Origin of the sequence: Motiliproteus sp. SC1-56 (assembly GCF_017309075.1) — a bacterium.
In the GTDB taxonomy this organism is placed as follows: Bacteria; Pseudomonadota; Gammaproteobacteria; order Pseudomonadales; family Balneatricaceae; genus Motiliproteus.
This window is the reverse complement of record NZ_JAEMGS010000009.1, coordinates 159,328-175,243: the sequence shown is the minus strand read 5'-3', so window position 1 is coordinate 175,243 and position 15,916 is coordinate 159,328. Positions and strand designations below refer to the sequence as shown.

17 protein-coding genes are annotated in these 15,916 nt (G+C 62.9%); 12 read left to right on the top strand and 5 right to left on the bottom strand.

Annotation, left to right across the window (positions count from 1 at the left end; all coding sequences use genetic code 11):
• The first annotated feature begins 131 nt into the window (after positions 1-131).
• The 11 genes from gspD to JGZ97_RS11925 all read left to right on the top strand — a co-directional run bounded on the left by gspD (position 132) and on the right by JGZ97_RS11925 (position 9,982).
• Complete coding sequence (gene gspD, locus JGZ97_RS11975) at positions 132-2,105, top strand: type II secretion system secretin GspD (RefSeq protein ID WP_242521710.1); 1,974 nt, start codon at positions 132-134, stop codon at positions 2,103-2,105.
• Positions 2,106-2,111: 6 nt separating this feature from the next.
• Positions 2,112-3,650 (top strand): type II secretion system ATPase GspE, encoded by a 1,539-nt coding sequence (gene gspE / locus JGZ97_RS11970; protein ID WP_207062855.1) that lies wholly within the window; start codon positions 2,112-2,114, stop codon positions 3,648-3,650.
• A 3-nt stretch (positions 3,651-3,653) separates the two neighbouring features.
• Positions 3,654-4,871 (top strand): type II secretion system inner membrane protein GspF, encoded by a 1,218-nt coding sequence (gene gspF / locus JGZ97_RS11965; RefSeq protein ID WP_207062854.1) that lies wholly within the window; start codon positions 3,654-3,656, stop codon positions 4,869-4,871.
• A 17-nt stretch (positions 4,872-4,888) separates the two neighbouring features.
• The gene (gene gspG, locus JGZ97_RS11960; RefSeq protein WP_207062853.1) at positions 4,889-5,320 is read left to right on the top strand and encodes a type II secretion system major pseudopilin GspG; all 432 of its coding nucleotides are present in this window, start codon (positions 4,889-4,891) and stop codon (positions 5,318-5,320) included.
• Positions 5,295-5,798, top strand: a complete 504-nt coding sequence (gene gspH / locus JGZ97_RS11955; RefSeq protein ID WP_207062852.1) for a type II secretion system minor pseudopilin GspH — start codon at positions 5,295-5,297, stop codon at positions 5,796-5,798. Before gspG ends, gspH begins: the two co-directional genes overlap by 26 nt.
• A complete protein-coding gene (gspI, locus tag JGZ97_RS11950; protein WP_207062851.1) occupies positions 5,795-6,169 on the top strand; it encodes a type II secretion system minor pseudopilin GspI in 375 nt (124 codons plus the stop codon). The genes gspH and gspI overlap by 4 nt, the downstream gene beginning before the upstream one ends.
• Positions 6,166-6,813, top strand: a complete 648-nt coding sequence (gene gspJ / locus JGZ97_RS11945) for a type II secretion system minor pseudopilin GspJ (RefSeq protein WP_207062850.1) — start codon at positions 6,166-6,168, stop codon at positions 6,811-6,813. The genes gspI and gspJ overlap by 4 nt, the downstream gene beginning before the upstream one ends.
• On the top strand, positions 6,810-7,850 hold the full coding sequence (gene gspK / locus JGZ97_RS11940) for a type II secretion system minor pseudopilin GspK (protein WP_207062849.1): 1,041 nt from the start codon (positions 6,810-6,812) through the stop codon (positions 7,848-7,850). Before gspJ ends, gspK begins: the two co-directional genes overlap by 4 nt.
• The gene (gene gspL / locus JGZ97_RS11935; protein WP_207062848.1) at positions 7,843-9,000 is read left to right on the top strand and encodes a type II secretion system protein GspL; all 1,158 of its coding nucleotides are present in this window, start codon (positions 7,843-7,845) and stop codon (positions 8,998-9,000) included. Before gspK ends, gspL begins: the two co-directional genes overlap by 8 nt.
• Position 9,001: 1 nt before the next feature.
• Complete coding sequence (gspM, locus tag JGZ97_RS11930) at positions 9,002-9,472, top strand: type II secretion system protein GspM (RefSeq protein WP_207062847.1); 471 nt, start codon at positions 9,002-9,004, stop codon at positions 9,470-9,472.
• Between the two features lie 93 nt (positions 9,473-9,565).
• Entirely contained in the window at positions 9,566-9,982 is a 417-nt protein-coding gene (locus tag JGZ97_RS11925) for a universal stress protein (protein ID WP_207062846.1), read from the top strand.
• A 512-nt stretch (positions 9,983-10,494) separates the two neighbouring features.
• Here JGZ97_RS11925 and JGZ97_RS11920 read toward each other — a convergent pair.
• The 5 genes from JGZ97_RS11920 to JGZ97_RS11900 all read right to left on the bottom strand — a co-directional run bounded on the left by JGZ97_RS11920 (position 10,495) and on the right by JGZ97_RS11900 (position 14,155).
• On the bottom strand, positions 10,495-10,863 hold the full coding sequence (locus tag JGZ97_RS11920; protein WP_207062845.1) for a Rap1a/Tai family immunity protein: 369 nt from the start codon (positions 10,861-10,863) through the stop codon (positions 10,495-10,497).
• A gap of 60 nt (positions 10,864-10,923) precedes the next feature.
• On the bottom strand, positions 10,924-11,682 hold the full coding sequence (locus JGZ97_RS11915; RefSeq protein WP_207062844.1) for a phosphatase PAP2 family protein: 759 nt from the start codon (positions 11,680-11,682) through the stop codon (positions 10,924-10,926).
• A gap of 195 nt (positions 11,683-11,877) precedes the next feature.
• On the bottom strand, positions 11,878-13,170 hold the full coding sequence (locus JGZ97_RS11910) for a sodium:proton antiporter (protein WP_207062843.1): 1,293 nt from the start codon (positions 13,168-13,170) through the stop codon (positions 11,878-11,880).
• A 110-nt stretch (positions 13,171-13,280) separates the two neighbouring features.
• Positions 13,281-13,577, bottom strand: coding sequence for a hypothetical protein (locus tag JGZ97_RS11905; RefSeq protein WP_207062884.1), 297 nt, complete (start codon positions 13,575-13,577; stop codon positions 13,281-13,283).
• A 281-nt stretch (positions 13,578-13,858) separates the two neighbouring features.
• Positions 13,859-14,155, bottom strand: coding sequence for a hypothetical protein (locus JGZ97_RS11900; protein WP_207062842.1), 297 nt, complete (start codon positions 14,153-14,155; stop codon positions 13,859-13,861).
• A 291-nt stretch (positions 14,156-14,446) separates the two neighbouring features.
• Between JGZ97_RS11900 and JGZ97_RS11895 the strand changes: the two genes are divergently transcribed.
• The gene (locus tag JGZ97_RS11895; protein ID WP_207062841.1) at positions 14,447-15,913 is read left to right on the top strand and encodes a HAMP domain-containing sensor histidine kinase; all 1,467 of its coding nucleotides are present in this window, start codon (positions 14,447-14,449) and stop codon (positions 15,911-15,913) included.
• The last annotated feature ends 3 nt before the right edge of the window (positions 15,914-15,916 follow it).

Below are 15,916 nucleotides of genomic sequence, written 5' to 3'. Positions count from 1 at the left end.
TTGGCTGCGGTTAGGATAAACCCGATAAGGGAGAAGGGAATCGACTTCCCTCGCTATAACAATAACCTAGAGCAGAAATATCGTTAATCGCGCCGGCCTTTGGGCGGGCGGACGTGTGGAAGGGCAAACGTTTGAGACAGAGAAACCGGCTGATAGAGGCACTGGCGCTGGCTTTGGCGCTGACGGTAACGGCGCTGCCGGCCAGCAGTTCCGAGGATTACAGCCTTGATATGCGCGATACGGACCTGTCCGAGTTTATCGCCACCATCGGTGAGTTGACCGGCAAAACCATCGTCATCGACCCGCGTGTAAAGGGCAAGATCACCATTCGCAGCCCGCGTTCGGTCACCCAGGAGGAGCTCTACGAGATTTTCCTGGTGCAGTTGGGCGTCAGCGGGTTCGCCGTGGTGGACGTGGGGGACAACATCCTCAAGGTGATTCCCCAGCAGGCGGTCAAGCTCGAGGGGGTGGAAGTGCAGGGGGCCGGCAACGCCGATCCCCGGGAAAGCGAGAACGTGGTCACCCGCGTGGTGCAGGTGAACAACGTGGACGTGGCGGCGCTGGTGGCGATTCTGCGTCCCCTGGTGGACAACAAGACCGGCATCATCGCCCCTTACCCCGCCTCCAACGTGATCCTGATCACTGATCGCGAGTCCAACGTTCGGCGCTTGCTGGACATTATCAACCGGGTAGACACCACGGACAGCAAGGAGACCGAGGTGGTGCGGCTGAAGAACGCTTCGGCCCAGGACCTGAGTCAGACCCTCACCACCCTGCTGCGCGAGCAGACTCAGGGAGAGAACCGCGGTGCGTTACCCACTATCACCGCTGACAAACGCACCAACAGCCTGGTCATCCGAGCCGATGGGACCACCCGGGACTACCTGCTGAGCGTGATTCGCGAGCTCGACAGCGCCATCCAGACAGATAACAACACCCGGGTTCATTACCTCAAGTACGCCAAGGCCGGGGAGTTGGTGTCGGTACTCGAGAGTATCGGCTCGTCCATTATCGATGCCGAAAAGCCCGACAGCGCGCCGGCGGGAACGCCGCCGCCGATCATCCACATCAAGGCCCACGAGCCGACCAACAGCATCGTGATGTCGGGCAGCCCGCAGATAATCCGCAGCCTCAACCAGATCATCGAGCAGCTCGACATCCGTCGCGCCCAGGTGCTGGTGGAGGCGGTGATCGTCGAGATGTCCGATGCCCGGGCCAAGGAGCTGGGCGTTCAGTGGCTGTTCCTGGATCGTGACGGCGACTCCAGCGTGCCCCTGGCCGGTAGCAATTTCAACAACCTCGGCAACGGTATCAACGCGGTGGCGGGCGCGGCGCTGACCGGCAGCGAGGATACCTTGGCGGGCATTCTGGCGGGCGTTGAAGGCCTGAGCCTGGGGGTCGGCCAGATCGACGGCAAGGGGCTGGATTTCGCCATGCTGATCAAGGCGCTGCAGAACGACCGCGACTCCAATATCCTCTCCACCCCGAGCCTGGTGACCATGGACAATCAGGAGGCCTCGATCCTGGTGGGCAGCGAGGTGCCTATCGTCACCGGCCAGACCGTGGGCGACAACAACAGCAACCCCTTTCAGACCATCAACCGTCAGGATATCGGTATCAAGCTGAAGGTGACGCCCCAGGTGAATGAGGGCTCGGCGGTGCAGCTCAAAATTGAGCAGGAGGTCTCCTCCCTGTCCGGGGTCACGGCCGCGGATATCATCCTCGACAAGCGGGAGATCAAAACTTCGGTGATGGTGGATGACAACGCCACCATCGTCCTCGGTGGGCTGATCGACGACGATGTCCAGGAATCAACCAGCAAGGTGCCGGGGCTGGGCAGCATTCCCGTGCTGGGCAGGTTGTTCCGCTCCGACTCCAGCCGCATCGCCCGTCGCAATCTGATGGTCTTTATTCGCCCCTCGATTCTCCGCGACGCCCAGAGCGTGGCCCAGGTCAGCGGCAGCAAGTACGGCTTTATACGCGCTCGCCAGCTGATGGACGGGCAGCGCAAGATCGAGCTGTTTACGGAGGACAACCCCGCCCAGCTACCCGAGTGGACCGGGATGGGGCCGACCTCCCTGCACCTGATGCCGCCCCAGGAGTAGGCCCTTATGGAGCAGTCGCAGATCGCAGATCCGGCGCTGGCGGAAACGGTGCTGGCAGAAGAGGAGCCGGTGAATGCAGCACCCCGCCAGCTGCCCTTCGCCTTTGCTAACCGGCACCGGCTGGTGGTGGAGCCGGGAGAGGGGCCGCAGCGCTGCTTTCATACCGCGGAGACACCCCTGGCGGCGCTGATCGAGGCACGGCGCTTTTTGGGAGCAGAGCTCCTGCTCGAGCAGGTAAGTCCCGAGCAGCTGGAGCTGCGCCTGGGCGAGCTCTACCAGCAGAGCAGCCAGGCCAACATGGAGCTGATGGAGCAGATCGGCGATGAGGTGGATCTGTTCAAGCTGGTGGAGGAGCTGCCGGAGAACGAGGATCTGCTGGTGGCCGAGGGGGACGCCCCCATTATCCGGCTGATCAACGCGCTGCTGACCGAGGCGATCAAGGAAGGGGCTTCGGATATCCACATCGAGCCCTACGAGAAGCGCCTCTCGGTGCGGCTGCGGGTAGACGGCGTATTGCGCGAGGTGCTTTCCCCCAACTACAAGCTGGCGGCGCTGCTGATCTCCCGCATCAAGGTGATGGCCAAACTGGACATTGCTGAAAAGCGGGTTCCCCAGGATGGCCGCACCGCCTTGCGTATCGGCGGCCGGGCCCTGGATGTGCGGGTCTCGACCCTGCCCTCCAGCTATGGCGAGCGGGTGGTGCTGCGCTTGCTCGACAAACAGACCGCCCGCCTCAGCCTGGAGGATCTGGGCATGCCGGAGAAGGTGCACAAGCAGTTCCGGCGGCTGCTGTTGCAGCCCAACGGCATTATCTTGGTGACCGGGCCCACAGGTTCGGGTAAAACCACCACCCTCTACGCCGGGCTCGGCATGCTTAACCAGCGCTCGCGCAACATCCTTACCGTCGAGGACCCCATCGAGTACGCCATCGACGGGGTCGGCCAGACCCAGGTCAACACCCGTGCCGGGATGACCTTTGCCAAGGGGCTGCGGGCGATGCTGCGCCAGGATCCGGACGTGTTGATGATCGGCGAGATCCGCGACTACGAGACCGCGGAAGTGGCGATCCAGGCCAGTATGACCGGCCACCTGGTGCTTTCCACCCTGCACACCAACAGCGCCGCCGGGGCCATCACCCGGCTGCGGGACATCGGTATCGACGCCTACCTGGTAGCCTCCAGCCTCAAAGGCGTGATGGCGCAGCGACTGGTGCGGCGCCTGTGCAAGCAGTGCCGTCAGGCCGCACCCATGACCGCCGAAGAGGCGCAGATGCTCAGCGCCCCCCACCTGGAAGGGAGCGAGTGCTTTCACGGGCGCGGCTGCGAGGCCTGCAACCACACCGGTTACCGGGGCCGGGTAGGGGTCTACGAACTGGTGGTCATGGACAGCGCCCTGGCACAACTGATCAACGAGCAGGCCGGCGAAGTGCAGATTCAACAGCACCTGCAGACCCGAATGAGCTCGCTGCTGGAGGAGGCCCACCGGCTGGTGGGGCAGGGCGTGACGTCGGTGAGCGAGGTGCTGCGTACCATCCGCAGCGACTGATCTATGGCCGCGTTCAAATACCACGCCCTTACCACCCAGGGGAAAGCACGCTCCGGAGTGATCGAAGCGGATTCCCCCCGCCAGGCCCGAGCCTTCCTGCGCGAGCGGGGGTTGCTGCCGACCGAGGTCAATGTCACCGGCACCGAGAAGCAGCAGCAAAGCCGTGGCTGGCGGCTTGAGCGCTCACTGTCCGGTCGTGATGTGGCCCTGATTACCCGCCAGCTCGCCACCTTGCTGGAGTCGGGGATGCCGCTTGAGGAGGCGCTCTTCGCCATTACCCGTCAGACCAACAGTCACCGGGTCAAGACCACGGTGCTGTCGGTGCGGGCGCGTATTCTGGAGGGGCAGAGCCTGGCCTCGGCCCTGGCCGACTACCCTCGCAGCTTCAACGATCTTTACCGCGCCATGGTGGCGGCGGGGGAGGAGTCGGGCCACCTGGCCGAGGTGCTGATCCGCCTGGCCGATCACGGTGAGCGGCTGCAGCGTATCCACAGCAAGGTGCAGGTGGCGCTGATCTACCCGGTGTTGCTGACCCTGGTGGCGGTCGGGGTGATCGTCCTGCTGATGACCTACGTGGTACCCAAGGTGGTGGAGCAGTTCGAGCACGCCGAACAGACCCTGCCCCTGCTGACCCGCCAACTGATCTTCGTCAGCGATGCCCTGCAGCATTACGGACTGCATGCCTTGGGTGTGCTGGCAGTGCTCGTTGTGCTGGCACGGTGGTGGCTGCGCGACCCGGGCCGGCGCAAGGCCTGGCATCGCCTGCAGCTGCGCCTGCCCCTGGTTCGCACCTTCGTGCTGGGTCAGCAGTCGCTGCAGTTCTCGCGCACCCTGGCGATTCTGGTCGGTAGCGGGCTCGATCTGCTGCAGAGCCTGCGGGTCTCCACCGGTCCCATGACCAATCTTCACCTCCGGCAGGCGGTGGTGAACGCTACCACCCTGGTGCGCGAAGGCTGCTCCCTGTCCCGGGCGTTGGAACAGTCGGGGCCGTTTCCTCCCCTTCTGATCTACATGATCGCCAACGGCGAGCGCAGCGGCGAACTGGAGAAGATGCTGGACAAGGCGGCGGAAAGCCAGGAAGCGGAGTTCGAGACCCGGGTGGCCTGGATTCTGGGCCTGTTCGAGCCGGCCCTGATTCTGGTGATGGGTGCCATCGTGCTCTGCATCGTGTTGGCGATCCTGCTACCCATTCTGGAACTGAACAACTTGACCTCGTTTTAAAGGGAGAAAAAGCGCCGATGGCGAAGATCGACAAGCGACGCGCGCAGGGCTTCACCCTGCTGGAAATCATGGTGGTTATCGTAATTCTGGGGCTGCTGGTGGCGGTGGTGGCCCCCAACGTGCTGCAGAACCAGGATAAGGCCATGGTGGAGAAGGCCCGTGCCGATGTGGCGCTGCTGGAGCAGGCGCTGGATCTCTACAAGCTGGACAACTTCAGTTACCCCACCACCGACCAGGGCCTGGAGGCGCTGGTAAACAAGCCCCAGAGCGGCCCCGAGCCCAAGCGTTACAACAGCGAGGGGTACATCAAGCGCCTGCCCACGGATCCCTGGGGCAATCCGTATCAATACCTGCAGCCCGGCGAACACGGCGCGGTGGACGTCTACTCGACGGGCGCCGACGGCGAGCTGGGTGGAGAAGGCCTTGCGGCAGATATCGGCAACTGGTAACAGCCGCGGCTTCACCCTCCTGGAGCTGATGCTGGTGGTGCTGATTATCGGCCTGCTGGCGGTGACGGTGTCCCTGGCGCTGCCGGATTCGACGCGCCAGCTGCTCGAGCGGGATGGGCGCCGGCTGTACGCCCAGATCGGCCTGGCCGCCGAACAGGCGGTCTACCGCAACCAGGACTACGGTTTGCGGGTGAACAGCCAGGAGTACGGTTTTTTCAGACGGCAGGGGGAAACCTGGACCCCCGTCGACCCGTTGTCGCGTCTGAGCGCGCAGCCTTTGGCCGAGGGGGTGAGGTTGAGCCTGGCCATGGGCGGACAGCGACTGGATCTCGACCAGGAGCAGCCCCAGGTGCTGATCGTCAGCGACGGACAGCTAAGTCCTTTCGCCTTGAGTCTCAGCCATCCGGACGTTGCCCGCACCCTGCAGATCGAGGCCAGTTTCGGCGGTGACCTGCGTCTGCGCGAGGTGACTCCGTGATACCAAGGGCTGAACGCGGCGTCACCCTGCTGGAGTTGTTGGTGGCGCTGTTTATCTTCTCCCTGGCGGCCGGCGCCCTGCTGAAGGTGGTGGGCGAGCAGGGGCGCCACGCCGAAGCGTTGGAAGTGCGCTACTTTGCGGAGTTGCTCGCTCACAACCACCTGGTTGCCCTGCACCTGCAACCGGCTTGGCCTGCGTTGGGAGAGCGCAGCGAGATCCTGGAGATGGCCGGGCGCAGCTTTCGTGTGATCGAGCAGGTGGAGAAGACCGATACGCCCACCGTGCGCCGGGTGACGGCGCGGGTGCGTCTTGCTGAGGGGTCCGCCTCGGTGCTCAGTGAACTCCAGGCTTTTATGGGGCCCACGCCGTGAAGCGGCAACATGACTTGGCGCGGGAACATGGCTTTACCCTGCTTGAAGCGCTGGTGGCCGTGGCGCTGCTGGCGGTGCTGGGGCTGGCGGCCGCACTGACCCTTAACAGCAGTATTCGCAGCGAGCGCATTGTCGGGAGCAGTATCGACGAACTGCAGCGCCTGCAGCGGTCTTTTCAGTGGTTGCGGCGGGACCTGGAGCAGGTGGTGACCCGGCGTGGCCGCACCGAGCAGGGCGACTACCGCGAGCAGTCGCTGGGCGCCAGTGAGTCGGGACAGGGTGTCGAGGAGGGGGTGGTGCTGGATTTTTACAAGACCGGGCGGCGCATCCTCACCCGGGTGCCGCCCAGCGCCCACCTGGAGCGGGTTCGCTACCGGCTCGAGCAGGGGCGGCTGATTCGCGACAGCTCGCCCTTTCCGGACGCGCCGGCCGGGGAGCGCTGGTACAGTGCCATCCTGATGGAGACGCTACTGGGGATGGAGGTGCGTTATTTCTCCGAACAGACCTGGCATGACCAGTGGCCGCCAACGACTGCCGGCCCTGACGCCGGCCCCCTGGCGCTGCCCCAGGCCTTGCAGATCACCCTGGAAACTGAACGCTACGGGCGGGTGGAGCAGACCGTGCTGCTTCACGAGAGCTTATGAAACGTGTAGGACCAACGCCGCCGGCAAACGCACGAGGGGTCGCCTTGGTGGTGGTATTGCTGGTGGTGGCGCTGATGTCGATTGTCGCCACCCAGCTCGGCTCCCGGGTCCACCTGAATATTCAGCAGGCTGGCAACCGCGCTCAGTACGAGCAGGCATACTGGTATGCCCTCGGGGGTGAGCGGCTGGCGCGGGGGCTGATCGAAGCGGCGCTGCAGGCCGACGACCGGATTCACCGTGACCAGGCCTGGAGCAGCGCCCTGTTGAGCTACCCCATCGACGGCGGCATGATGCAGCTACAGATCGATGATCAGCGCACCTGCTTCAACCTCAACGCCCTCTCGGTGCTGGTGACGCCCCAGGATGCGCAACAGGAGCAGCGTCCCAAAACCCTGCGCCAGTTCGAGCGCCTGTTTCAGCTGCTCGATATCGAAACCGCCCGTGCCCAGTCGATGATCGAGCCCCTACGGGACTGGCTGGATGCCGATACCCTGCCCACCGGCTTGGACGGGGCGGAGGATCTTTTCTACACCAACCTCTCGCCCCCCTACCTGCCGGCCAACGGCCCTTTGGTGGGGTTAAGCGAGCTTAATTTCATCGATGGTTTCCAGCCGCCGGGGGAAGCGGAGGAGACGCTGCAGGAGAAGCTGGCGCGGCTTCGGGCGCTGTTCTGTGCATTGCCCGATACCAACATGCAGCTCAACCTCAACACCCTTCAGCCAGACCAGTTCCCGGTACTGGCGGCTCTTTTTCAAGGTCAGTTGTCGGTGGACGAGGTGAAGGGGGTGATGGAGGGTCGCCCGACCGAGGGGTTTGCGGATGTGGACGCCTTCTGGTCGCAACTGCAGAGCGACGAGGAGCAGGCGGCGACGCTGGATCAGACGGTGAAGGAGCAGCTCAGCGTCTCCTCGGATTTTTTTCTGGCCAGGGTGGAAGTCAACTATTACGATTCTAATTTCATCCTGTATACAAGGATTTATGTGCGTGAAGGAAAACCGGTCACCTATCGGCGCCACTACGGAGTACTGAATGGATAAGCGGTTGCTGGTCAGGCTAGGGGTTACGCCGAATGACCCGATTGAGTGGCTCCTTTGGAGCCAGGATGAAGCACGGGCCCTGGAGAGCGGCGAGCTTTCAGGCCCTGAGGCGCTCAGTCAGCTGGGAGCGCTGGCGGTGGAGTCCCCCTGTTACGTGCTGGTGCCCCAGGAACAGGTGCTGTTGAGCGAGGTGCAACTACCTAATCGCAGTCGCGCCGCCCTGGATTCGGTGCCTTTTCAACTCGAAGAGCTGCTTTGCGAGGAGCCCCAGACCTATCACTTTGCCCTTGGTGAGGCGGGGGAAAGCAACCGCTATCCGGTGGCCGTGGTGCTGCGCGAGCAGATTCGCGCCTGGGCAGGGTGGCTGCGTGATGCGGCCTTACCGGTCAAGGGCGTATTCGCCGATGCCCAGGTGCTGGACGTGGAAGGCGACGCCCTGGTGGCCCTGTCCCAGGGAAACCGCCTGTTGATCAAGGGGCAAGGGTGCGCCGGCTTGGCGTTGCGGAGCGAGGAGCTGGAGAGCTGGCGGCCGCTGCTGGAAAAGAGCGCGGCGCTGAACACTCGGGAAACCACGCCCGAGCGGGCACCGCTGGAAACCCTGGCTGAAACCATGTCCCTGTCGGTTGGGGTCAACCTGCTGCAAGGGGCGTTCAAATTGCGGGACCCGGTGGCCGATCTGCTGAAGAACTGGCGGGTCCCGGCCATTCTTGGGCTGCTGCTGCTGGGGTTGGGCGTGGGTGCCCTGGTTGTCGAAAACGTACGGCTGGGCGCCCGCCTCGATGCACAGCAGGCGCAGGTGAACGCCGTCTACCGTGAGGCGCTTCCCGAGAGCCAGCGTATCGTGAATCCACGGGTTCAGATGGAGCGCGCCCTCGACCAGTTGCGCCTGGGCCAGCGGGGAGCACCGCTGTTGGGCGTTCTCGAAGAGACTATTCCCGCCTTCTCCGCGGCCCCCGGGCTAAGCCTGAAGGGGCTGCGTTACGAGCGCGGCCAAGCACAGCTGATAATGGAGCTGGAGGCGCCGGAATACCAGCGTTTGCAGGCCTTCAACGCCAAACTGCAAGAAGCGGGTCTTGCCAGCAAGCTGGGACGTTTCAGCACCCGCGAGGGGGTTACCCTGGGCCAGGTTTCTATCGAGGGAGTGCTCTAATATGCTCAGTGCCCGTTACCAACGCCTTTCCAGCCGGGAAAAGCTGCTGCTGTGGCTGGGGGGAATCACCGCTGCGCTGTTGCTGGGGTATCTTCTGATCTGGCGGCCGCTATCGGTTCAGAACCAGCAACTGCATCAGCAGGTGGCCGAAAAGCAGGCCTTGCTGGGATGGATGCAGAGCGCAGCGGCGGAGGTAAAGCAGCTACGACAGCACACCAGCGTCTCGAATACGGCTGGCATGCCCGTGCAGCAGCTGATCACCCGCCATGCCGCCCGCCTCAAGCTTAAGCCCGAGCGGATGCAGAGCCGCAGTGACCTGGAGGCAGACCTCTGGCTGGATGGCGCGGCTTTTAACTCAATAATGGCGCTGGTCGAGGCGTTGAGTCGCGACGGCGTGGCGGTGGAGAAAGCCAACCTGAGGGCCACCTCGAAGGCGGGCCAGGTAGACGCGCACCTGGTATTTTCCCGTTAGAGTTGGTTTGGGCGACGGCGCCTGCCTTCTGCAATACTTCCTGCAAAGATTCTTTGCGCCCTTCGGGTGCCGACTTCGCAATGGAGGCTTGCGATGTATACGCAGATGATGATCCCCGTCGATCTGGCGCACGTCGAACGCCTGGAAAAGGCGCTGCAGACCGGTGCCGACCTTGCCAAGCTTTATGACCTGCCGGTCTGTTACGTGGGTGTCACCGCTGATACCCCCGGTGCGGTTGCCCATAACCCCAACGAGTATGCGAAAAAGCTGCAGGCTTTCGGTCAGGCCCAGGCGGAGAAGTACGGGCTGAATAAGTTCAGCACCAGCGGCTATGTCTGCAATGATCCGGCGGTGGACTTGGATAAAACCCTGCTGAAAGCTGCAGACGAGCAGGGGGCTGACCTGGTTGTCATGGCTTCCCACGTACCGGGGCTGGTGGAGCACCTGTTCGCTTCTAACGCCGGCTACTTCGCCTCCTACGCCAAGGCTTCGGTGCTGGTGGTGCGCTAGATTGTTGGCAAGGGTCCAACGGCAAGGGTCCATCGGCAAAGGGCGGCATTCGCCGCGGAGTAACCGGCGCGTGTGGAGCACAGGCCTGTCTCCACTGGATAAAAAACCGCAGCGGCAGACCGGTGCGGTTTTTAGGTCTAAGGATCAGGGGTTGCCCTGTTCCTGTTCGGGACGCTTATCCTTGTCTTTCTCTTCCCCGCCGCAGGATCCGCAACAGCTCATCGTAATTGCCTCTGTTCAGAATAATGAAGATGCAAGCCTAACCGCCTGCCAGACGGCTGCCCTTGATACGGATCAAGCGCGAGCTTCTGCGGGTAGGGGCCGGTGCCGCGCCCCGACCGCAAGGGGCAAGGGGTCAGGGGCAAGGGATCAGGAGCAAGGGATCAGGAGCAAGGGATCAGGAGCAAGGGATCAGGAGCAAGGGATCAGGAGCAAGGGATCAGGAGCAAGGGATCAGGAGCAAGGGATCAGGAGCAAGGGATCAGCGCGCCAAGGAAGCCTGCGATTGAGTCTCAGGAGGCAGGGGCGTCTTCGCGGTTATCTTCACAGGGGTAAGCGCTCGCGTAGGCGCGAGCGACCAGCGCCAGCGCCGTCTGATCGCGTGTGGGCGGGGTGGCTTGCAACCACTGGATAACAAGGCGGTGTTGTTCGCCGAGTCCGATGTCGGCGGGCAAGCAGGCCTGTACTCCGTCAACCGGGCCGAGGGCCAGGGCGTCCTCTGCCGCCAGCAGGTAGCCGAAACAGCGCCCGGCCGCTGCCGCCGAACCGCCCCGGCACCAGTCTTCCAGGTCGCTTCGTTCAGTCAGGGCCGAGGCCGGGTGTGGGGCCAGGAGCAGGAGCGCCAGCGAGACACTGGCGGGGCTTGGAAATCCGTTATGCATGTGATCAGCATTCCCTTATTGGAAGATCAAAACCGGCGCATCGGGGCTGGCAGCCGGCCGCTATTTCAGTTCCGGTTCGCTGCCCGCTTGTTCGATTTTTCCCCGGCGCTGCAGCCAGCGGCCCAATTGCCAGCAGGCCAAGGCCCAGGTGGCGCCGGCTGTCCATCCCGCCAGCACGTCGGAGGGCCAGTGGACCCCCATGTAGACCCGGCTGATGCCCACCGCGATGGTCAGCAGCGCCGCCAGCGCGATGAAATATAGCTTGACCCGGCGCTGGTTCTCCACCCTTGCCAGCAGCGCCGCCAGGGTCAGGTAGGTGATTGCCGCCATCATGGAGTGGCCACTGGGAAAGCTGGTGGTGTAAACGTAGGACTCGTGTGGCACCAGGTCGGGCCGGGGACGGTCGAACCCGTACTTGAGCAGCAGGCTCAGAATCATGCCGCCGCCGACCGCGGCCGCCACCAGCAGGGCCGTACGGTGTTTCTTGACCAGTAACAGGTAGCCGATGACCGCCAGGGTCAGCGCCGTCAGCACGCCCATGCCGCCCAGGGCGGTAAAATCCCGGCCCAGCTCCTCCAGCCATTTCGGTCCGATGGGATCATGCAGGTCGGCGGGGTTTCGCATCGCCAGCAGCAGGGCTTCGTCCAGGTTCTGGGTTTCCCCTTCTCGCACTTCCTCGGCCAGCTTGATAAACCCCCAGGCTCCGCCGCCAATGACCAGTACCATTAGCAGCAGGGAAAGCTCCAGGTTGGCCGGCCAGCGGCTGTAACGGCTGAAAAAGTCGCGGCGGGGGGGCTTTGAGGGCTCATGATCGGTCATGGCGCGCTCCGTGTCAGTGTATTGCGGCACTCGGGGTCTTCGGCCCCCGCCGTCCGGGGCGGCGTCACCGGCCGCGGGGGTGCCAAAGAAGAATCGTCTCAGCGGTGGATGATTTCAAGCACGGGAGCTGGCTTTCACGACGATGCGGAGCCCGCCTTCGGGCGGGCTCCGCGGACGGGGGCTTGCAGCCCCCCTTCAGGCGCTGGCGCAGTGTGCCAAGGAGGGCGGTTCCTGCGAACGCCAGAAGCGATTGAGCAGGGGTTTGACGCTAATGCCGTGCAAGACGATGGAGAGGGTCACCACGATCAGCGTCAGGTGGGTCAGCTCCAGCGCCAGGTTTTCGGGCAGCCCGTGCTGGATGGCGTACATCAGGTAGTAGAGGGTGCCGATGCCGCGGACACCGAACCAGCCGATCATCCCCTTGAGTCTGTCGGGCGTGCGGCTGAAGGCCAGACCGATAAACACGCTGAGCGGGCGGGCAACCAGGAACAGAAAGAGGGCTGTTGCTACCGCCCGCAGGCTCCAGGAATCCAGGAACAGGGTGCCTCCCACAAGCAGAATGAGAATCACCACCGAGAGGCGCTCGAGGTGCTCTTTGAATACCAGTGAGCCGCCGCTGACGGTGGTGTTTGCCATGCTCCCGGCTTCGCCCGTGCCGGTTGGCTCGCAAGGTTGACAGAGCCGGTGCTCGTGGTGGCGCAGCGCCACGGCGGCGAAGAACACCGCCAGTGAGCCCCAGGCCTGCGCCAGATCGCTCAGGCCGTAGGTGGCGGCGATCAGGCCCAGGCCGATAAAGTCGTCCAGCAGCGGATAGTTAGGATCACGGCGGCGCAGCGCCCATCCCAGCTGTCCTGCGGCGGTTCCCAGCAGCAGGCCGATGGCAATGCCGGCTCCGGTGGCCCAGAGCACGTCGGTGAACATCCATTTCATGCCCAGTCCGCCGATTTCGTTCAGGCCCAGCAGCCCAAGGCCGAGCATGACGAAGGGGAAGGCGGTGCCGTCGTTCATGCCGGCTTCGCAGGTCAAATTGAAGCGCAGTCGGTCGCGGTCTCCGGGGTGGCGTATCTGTACGTCGCTGGCCAGTACTGGATCGGTCGGGGCGAGGATGGCGCCGAGCAGCACCGCCGCCCCCAGTGGCAGCCCCAGTACAAAATGGCCGAAGAGGCTCATGATGCCCACCGTTGCCGACATGGAGACAAAGGCCATCAGAATGGGGGCGCGCCAGCGGGGCAGGGAGATCGGCACCGGCATCTTGATGCCGGCGGCAAACAGGGATATCAGCACCGCGACTTCGGTCAGGATCTCCAGCAGGGCCGATTGCTTAAGCGGGTTGATGTGAAACAGGGACAATACGGTGGGGCCGACGGCAACTCCCACCGCAAGGTAGATAATGGCTGAGGTGACGGGAAGACGCTTGATGGAAGGTGCGGTAAAACCGATGACCAATAACAATGCACCGACCAATAGAAACCATTGGCTGTGATTCATGATTCATCCTTGATAATGACGGCAGGGAACGTTCGTTTCCCAAAAGGCGCGCATAAACAGCAATAAAAAGGGCTGCCCGCCAGCGCTGCAGCGGACAGCCCCGGGACAGGCTACTGGGAACTCTTATCTTCTGTCATCCCAGCGTCGCTTGACTCAGACTGCATCTCCTCAAACGCACTGAACTCAGCCTGATCAATGGTGCCGCTGCCGTCTCCGTCCAGCTGCATCCACTGGCTTTGAAGCTCAGGCGAGCTTTCAGCTTCCATGGCGCTGATCGCACCGTCTTGGTCTTGGTCCAGCATCTGGAACTGGCTGTGCCCTTTCTCTGCATCGCCGGCGACAACGGCAGACGAAAACAGTGCGGCGGTCATCAAGCCGGCAAGACCTGTGATTGAACGATGTTTCATGACTTCCTCCTTGGCGGTTTTCCGTGAACGTTCGCCAAGGGTATTGCAGGTGGCATGCCAGTTGCTCAAAGCTTTTGAAGATCAACAAATTGCCTAAATGGTGCCGGTTGAGCGGCTCGATTCTGGCGCAGGCTTTGTTGTTTTTTTCATACACTTTTTGCCATGTTTTTTTTAAGTTGTTGAAATAATTTGGATTTGGTCTGTTCCTTATTAGCGACAGCGGGCATTTCACCAGGTTAGAGGGGGCGTGATGGCAGCACGGCGTCAAGGCCGCCTTGGGGTCAATCGGGATCTTTCCCCACGGCATCTTCTTCGAAGGCGCTGAACTCGGCACGGTCTACGGTGCCGCTCTCGTCCGTGTCGTAGCGGGTCCACTGCCTGCTCAAGCGCCGGTCTTTGCTGCCTTCGCTGGCGCTCAACTGTCCGTCCTGGTTCTCATCCAACTTATCGAAGGCTTCCATGCGCAGGTGGAAAGGGTCGGTTTGAGCGGGTGCCGCATCGCCGGCGGCCAGGGCCGATGCGGAAAGCACCAGCGTTGCCGTCAATCCGGTCATGCGGGCCAGGGCCTGAATATTCATGATCGCACTCCCTGTGGATGTCCAGGTTCCACTGTGCTGAAGCTTAAACCGTGCCATTTGAAGATAACATTCTGATTTATATGGCCTAATGCACATAGGCAGCGCCCCTTGTCCAGTTGGATGGGCGCGATGGCCTGTCGCTGGCAAAAGACATAATCAGGCGAAAATTCGTATTTTCTTGATTTTAAAGCCTAATAATTGTTGTTGCCCGGCGACGCAGGCAAAGCCCGGCTCAGGGTCCATACTTCCCTCGGACCCAATCGCAGGCGTGCTTTCACTCCGGCAGCAGCCATGAAACAGCCCTTCCGACTTCCGCCCTCCTTTCCCATGCTGCTGCTGGTGGGGTTCGTGTTGGTGGCTATCCCCCTGATGGGAGGGATTGTCGGAATGAGCGATGCGTTGCGAAAGATGGCCAACGAGGGGCAACGGGCAGTTAACGTTACTGCCGACATCACCCGGCTCAGCCGTCAGCTCACCGAAAATGCCGAGGACCTTAAGTGGACGGCGGGCCAGTACTTCGTGCTTGAGGACCCCGCCCTGATTGAGCGCGTGCGCAGGGCCCACGAGGCGTTCGGCGCCTCCTTGGCGGGCCTGCGTCGTATCCCCTGGAGTTCGCAGCAGTTGGCGCTGTTGAGCCGCCTTGAAACCTTGGAAAAGGGACTGTTTGCGCGCCTGCAGGAGGCACCGGACACTGGGGTAAAACCCTTTGAGGCTTTCCGCCTGGATTTCGAGGGGCTGATGGAGGTGGTGATCGGTGTGGTGGATCAGGCGACCCAGGTGGTGAACGCCCAGGTCCTGAGCATGGACCGCACCGCCAGGGAGATTCAGCGGGTTTTGATGTGGCAGGTCGGTGGTTTGATTCTGCTCTCGGTCGTGCTCGCGGCGGTTCTGTCCAGGGTCCTCAGCCGCCCGGTGTTTGAATTGGCGGCGGCTATTCGCCGGCTGGGCCGTAATGATCTGGAAACCCGGCCCCGGGTGCGGGGGCCGCGGGACATGGTCTACCTGGGCCAGCAGCTGGATTGGCTTCGATCGCGGTTGCGCGAGCTGGAAGAGAAAAAACTGTTCTTTTTTCGCGAGGTCTCCCACGAGCTGAAGACACCCCTCACCAGTCTGGTGGAGGCCTCGGCTCTGCTGAACGATGACGTGGTGGGCCCGCTGGGTGAATCGCACCGGGAGATCGTCAGCATCATGCAGAGCAGCTCCGCGGAGTTGAAGCATCGGATCGAAGGCCTGCTGCGCTATAACGAGGCGCTGAACCAGCCCCGCACGGCCCCCTCTCTCTTCAGGCTGCGCGCCCTGCTCAGCGAGGTGGGCGAGAACTTCGATCTGCAGCGACACACCAAGCGGCTGCGCTGGGTGACCGAGGTACCCGACGTACAGCTGAGTTCGGACCCTGCACGCCTAGCCATCGTCCTGGAAAACCTGCTTGCGAACGCAGTCAAGTTCAGCCCCGAGGCGGGTACCGTCGCCGTGCGCGCAACCCAGGATCAGGGCTGGCTGTATCTGCAGGTGTCCGATGACGGCCCGGGTGTGGAGGAAGCAGAACACGAGCATCTGTTCCAGCCGTTTCACAAGGGGGCCCGAGCCCGGGAGAGCGGTTTGCAGAGCAGCGGCCTGGGGCTGGCCATCGCCAAGCGTTACATGGAAGAGCTGGGTGGCGAACTGAAGCAGGTCTCCCCGCCGGGGGAGGGCGCCTGTTTCGAGCTGGCGCTGCCCGTATCCAAGGAGGTCATGCCCCATGACGCAGCGAAAGCCTGAAGC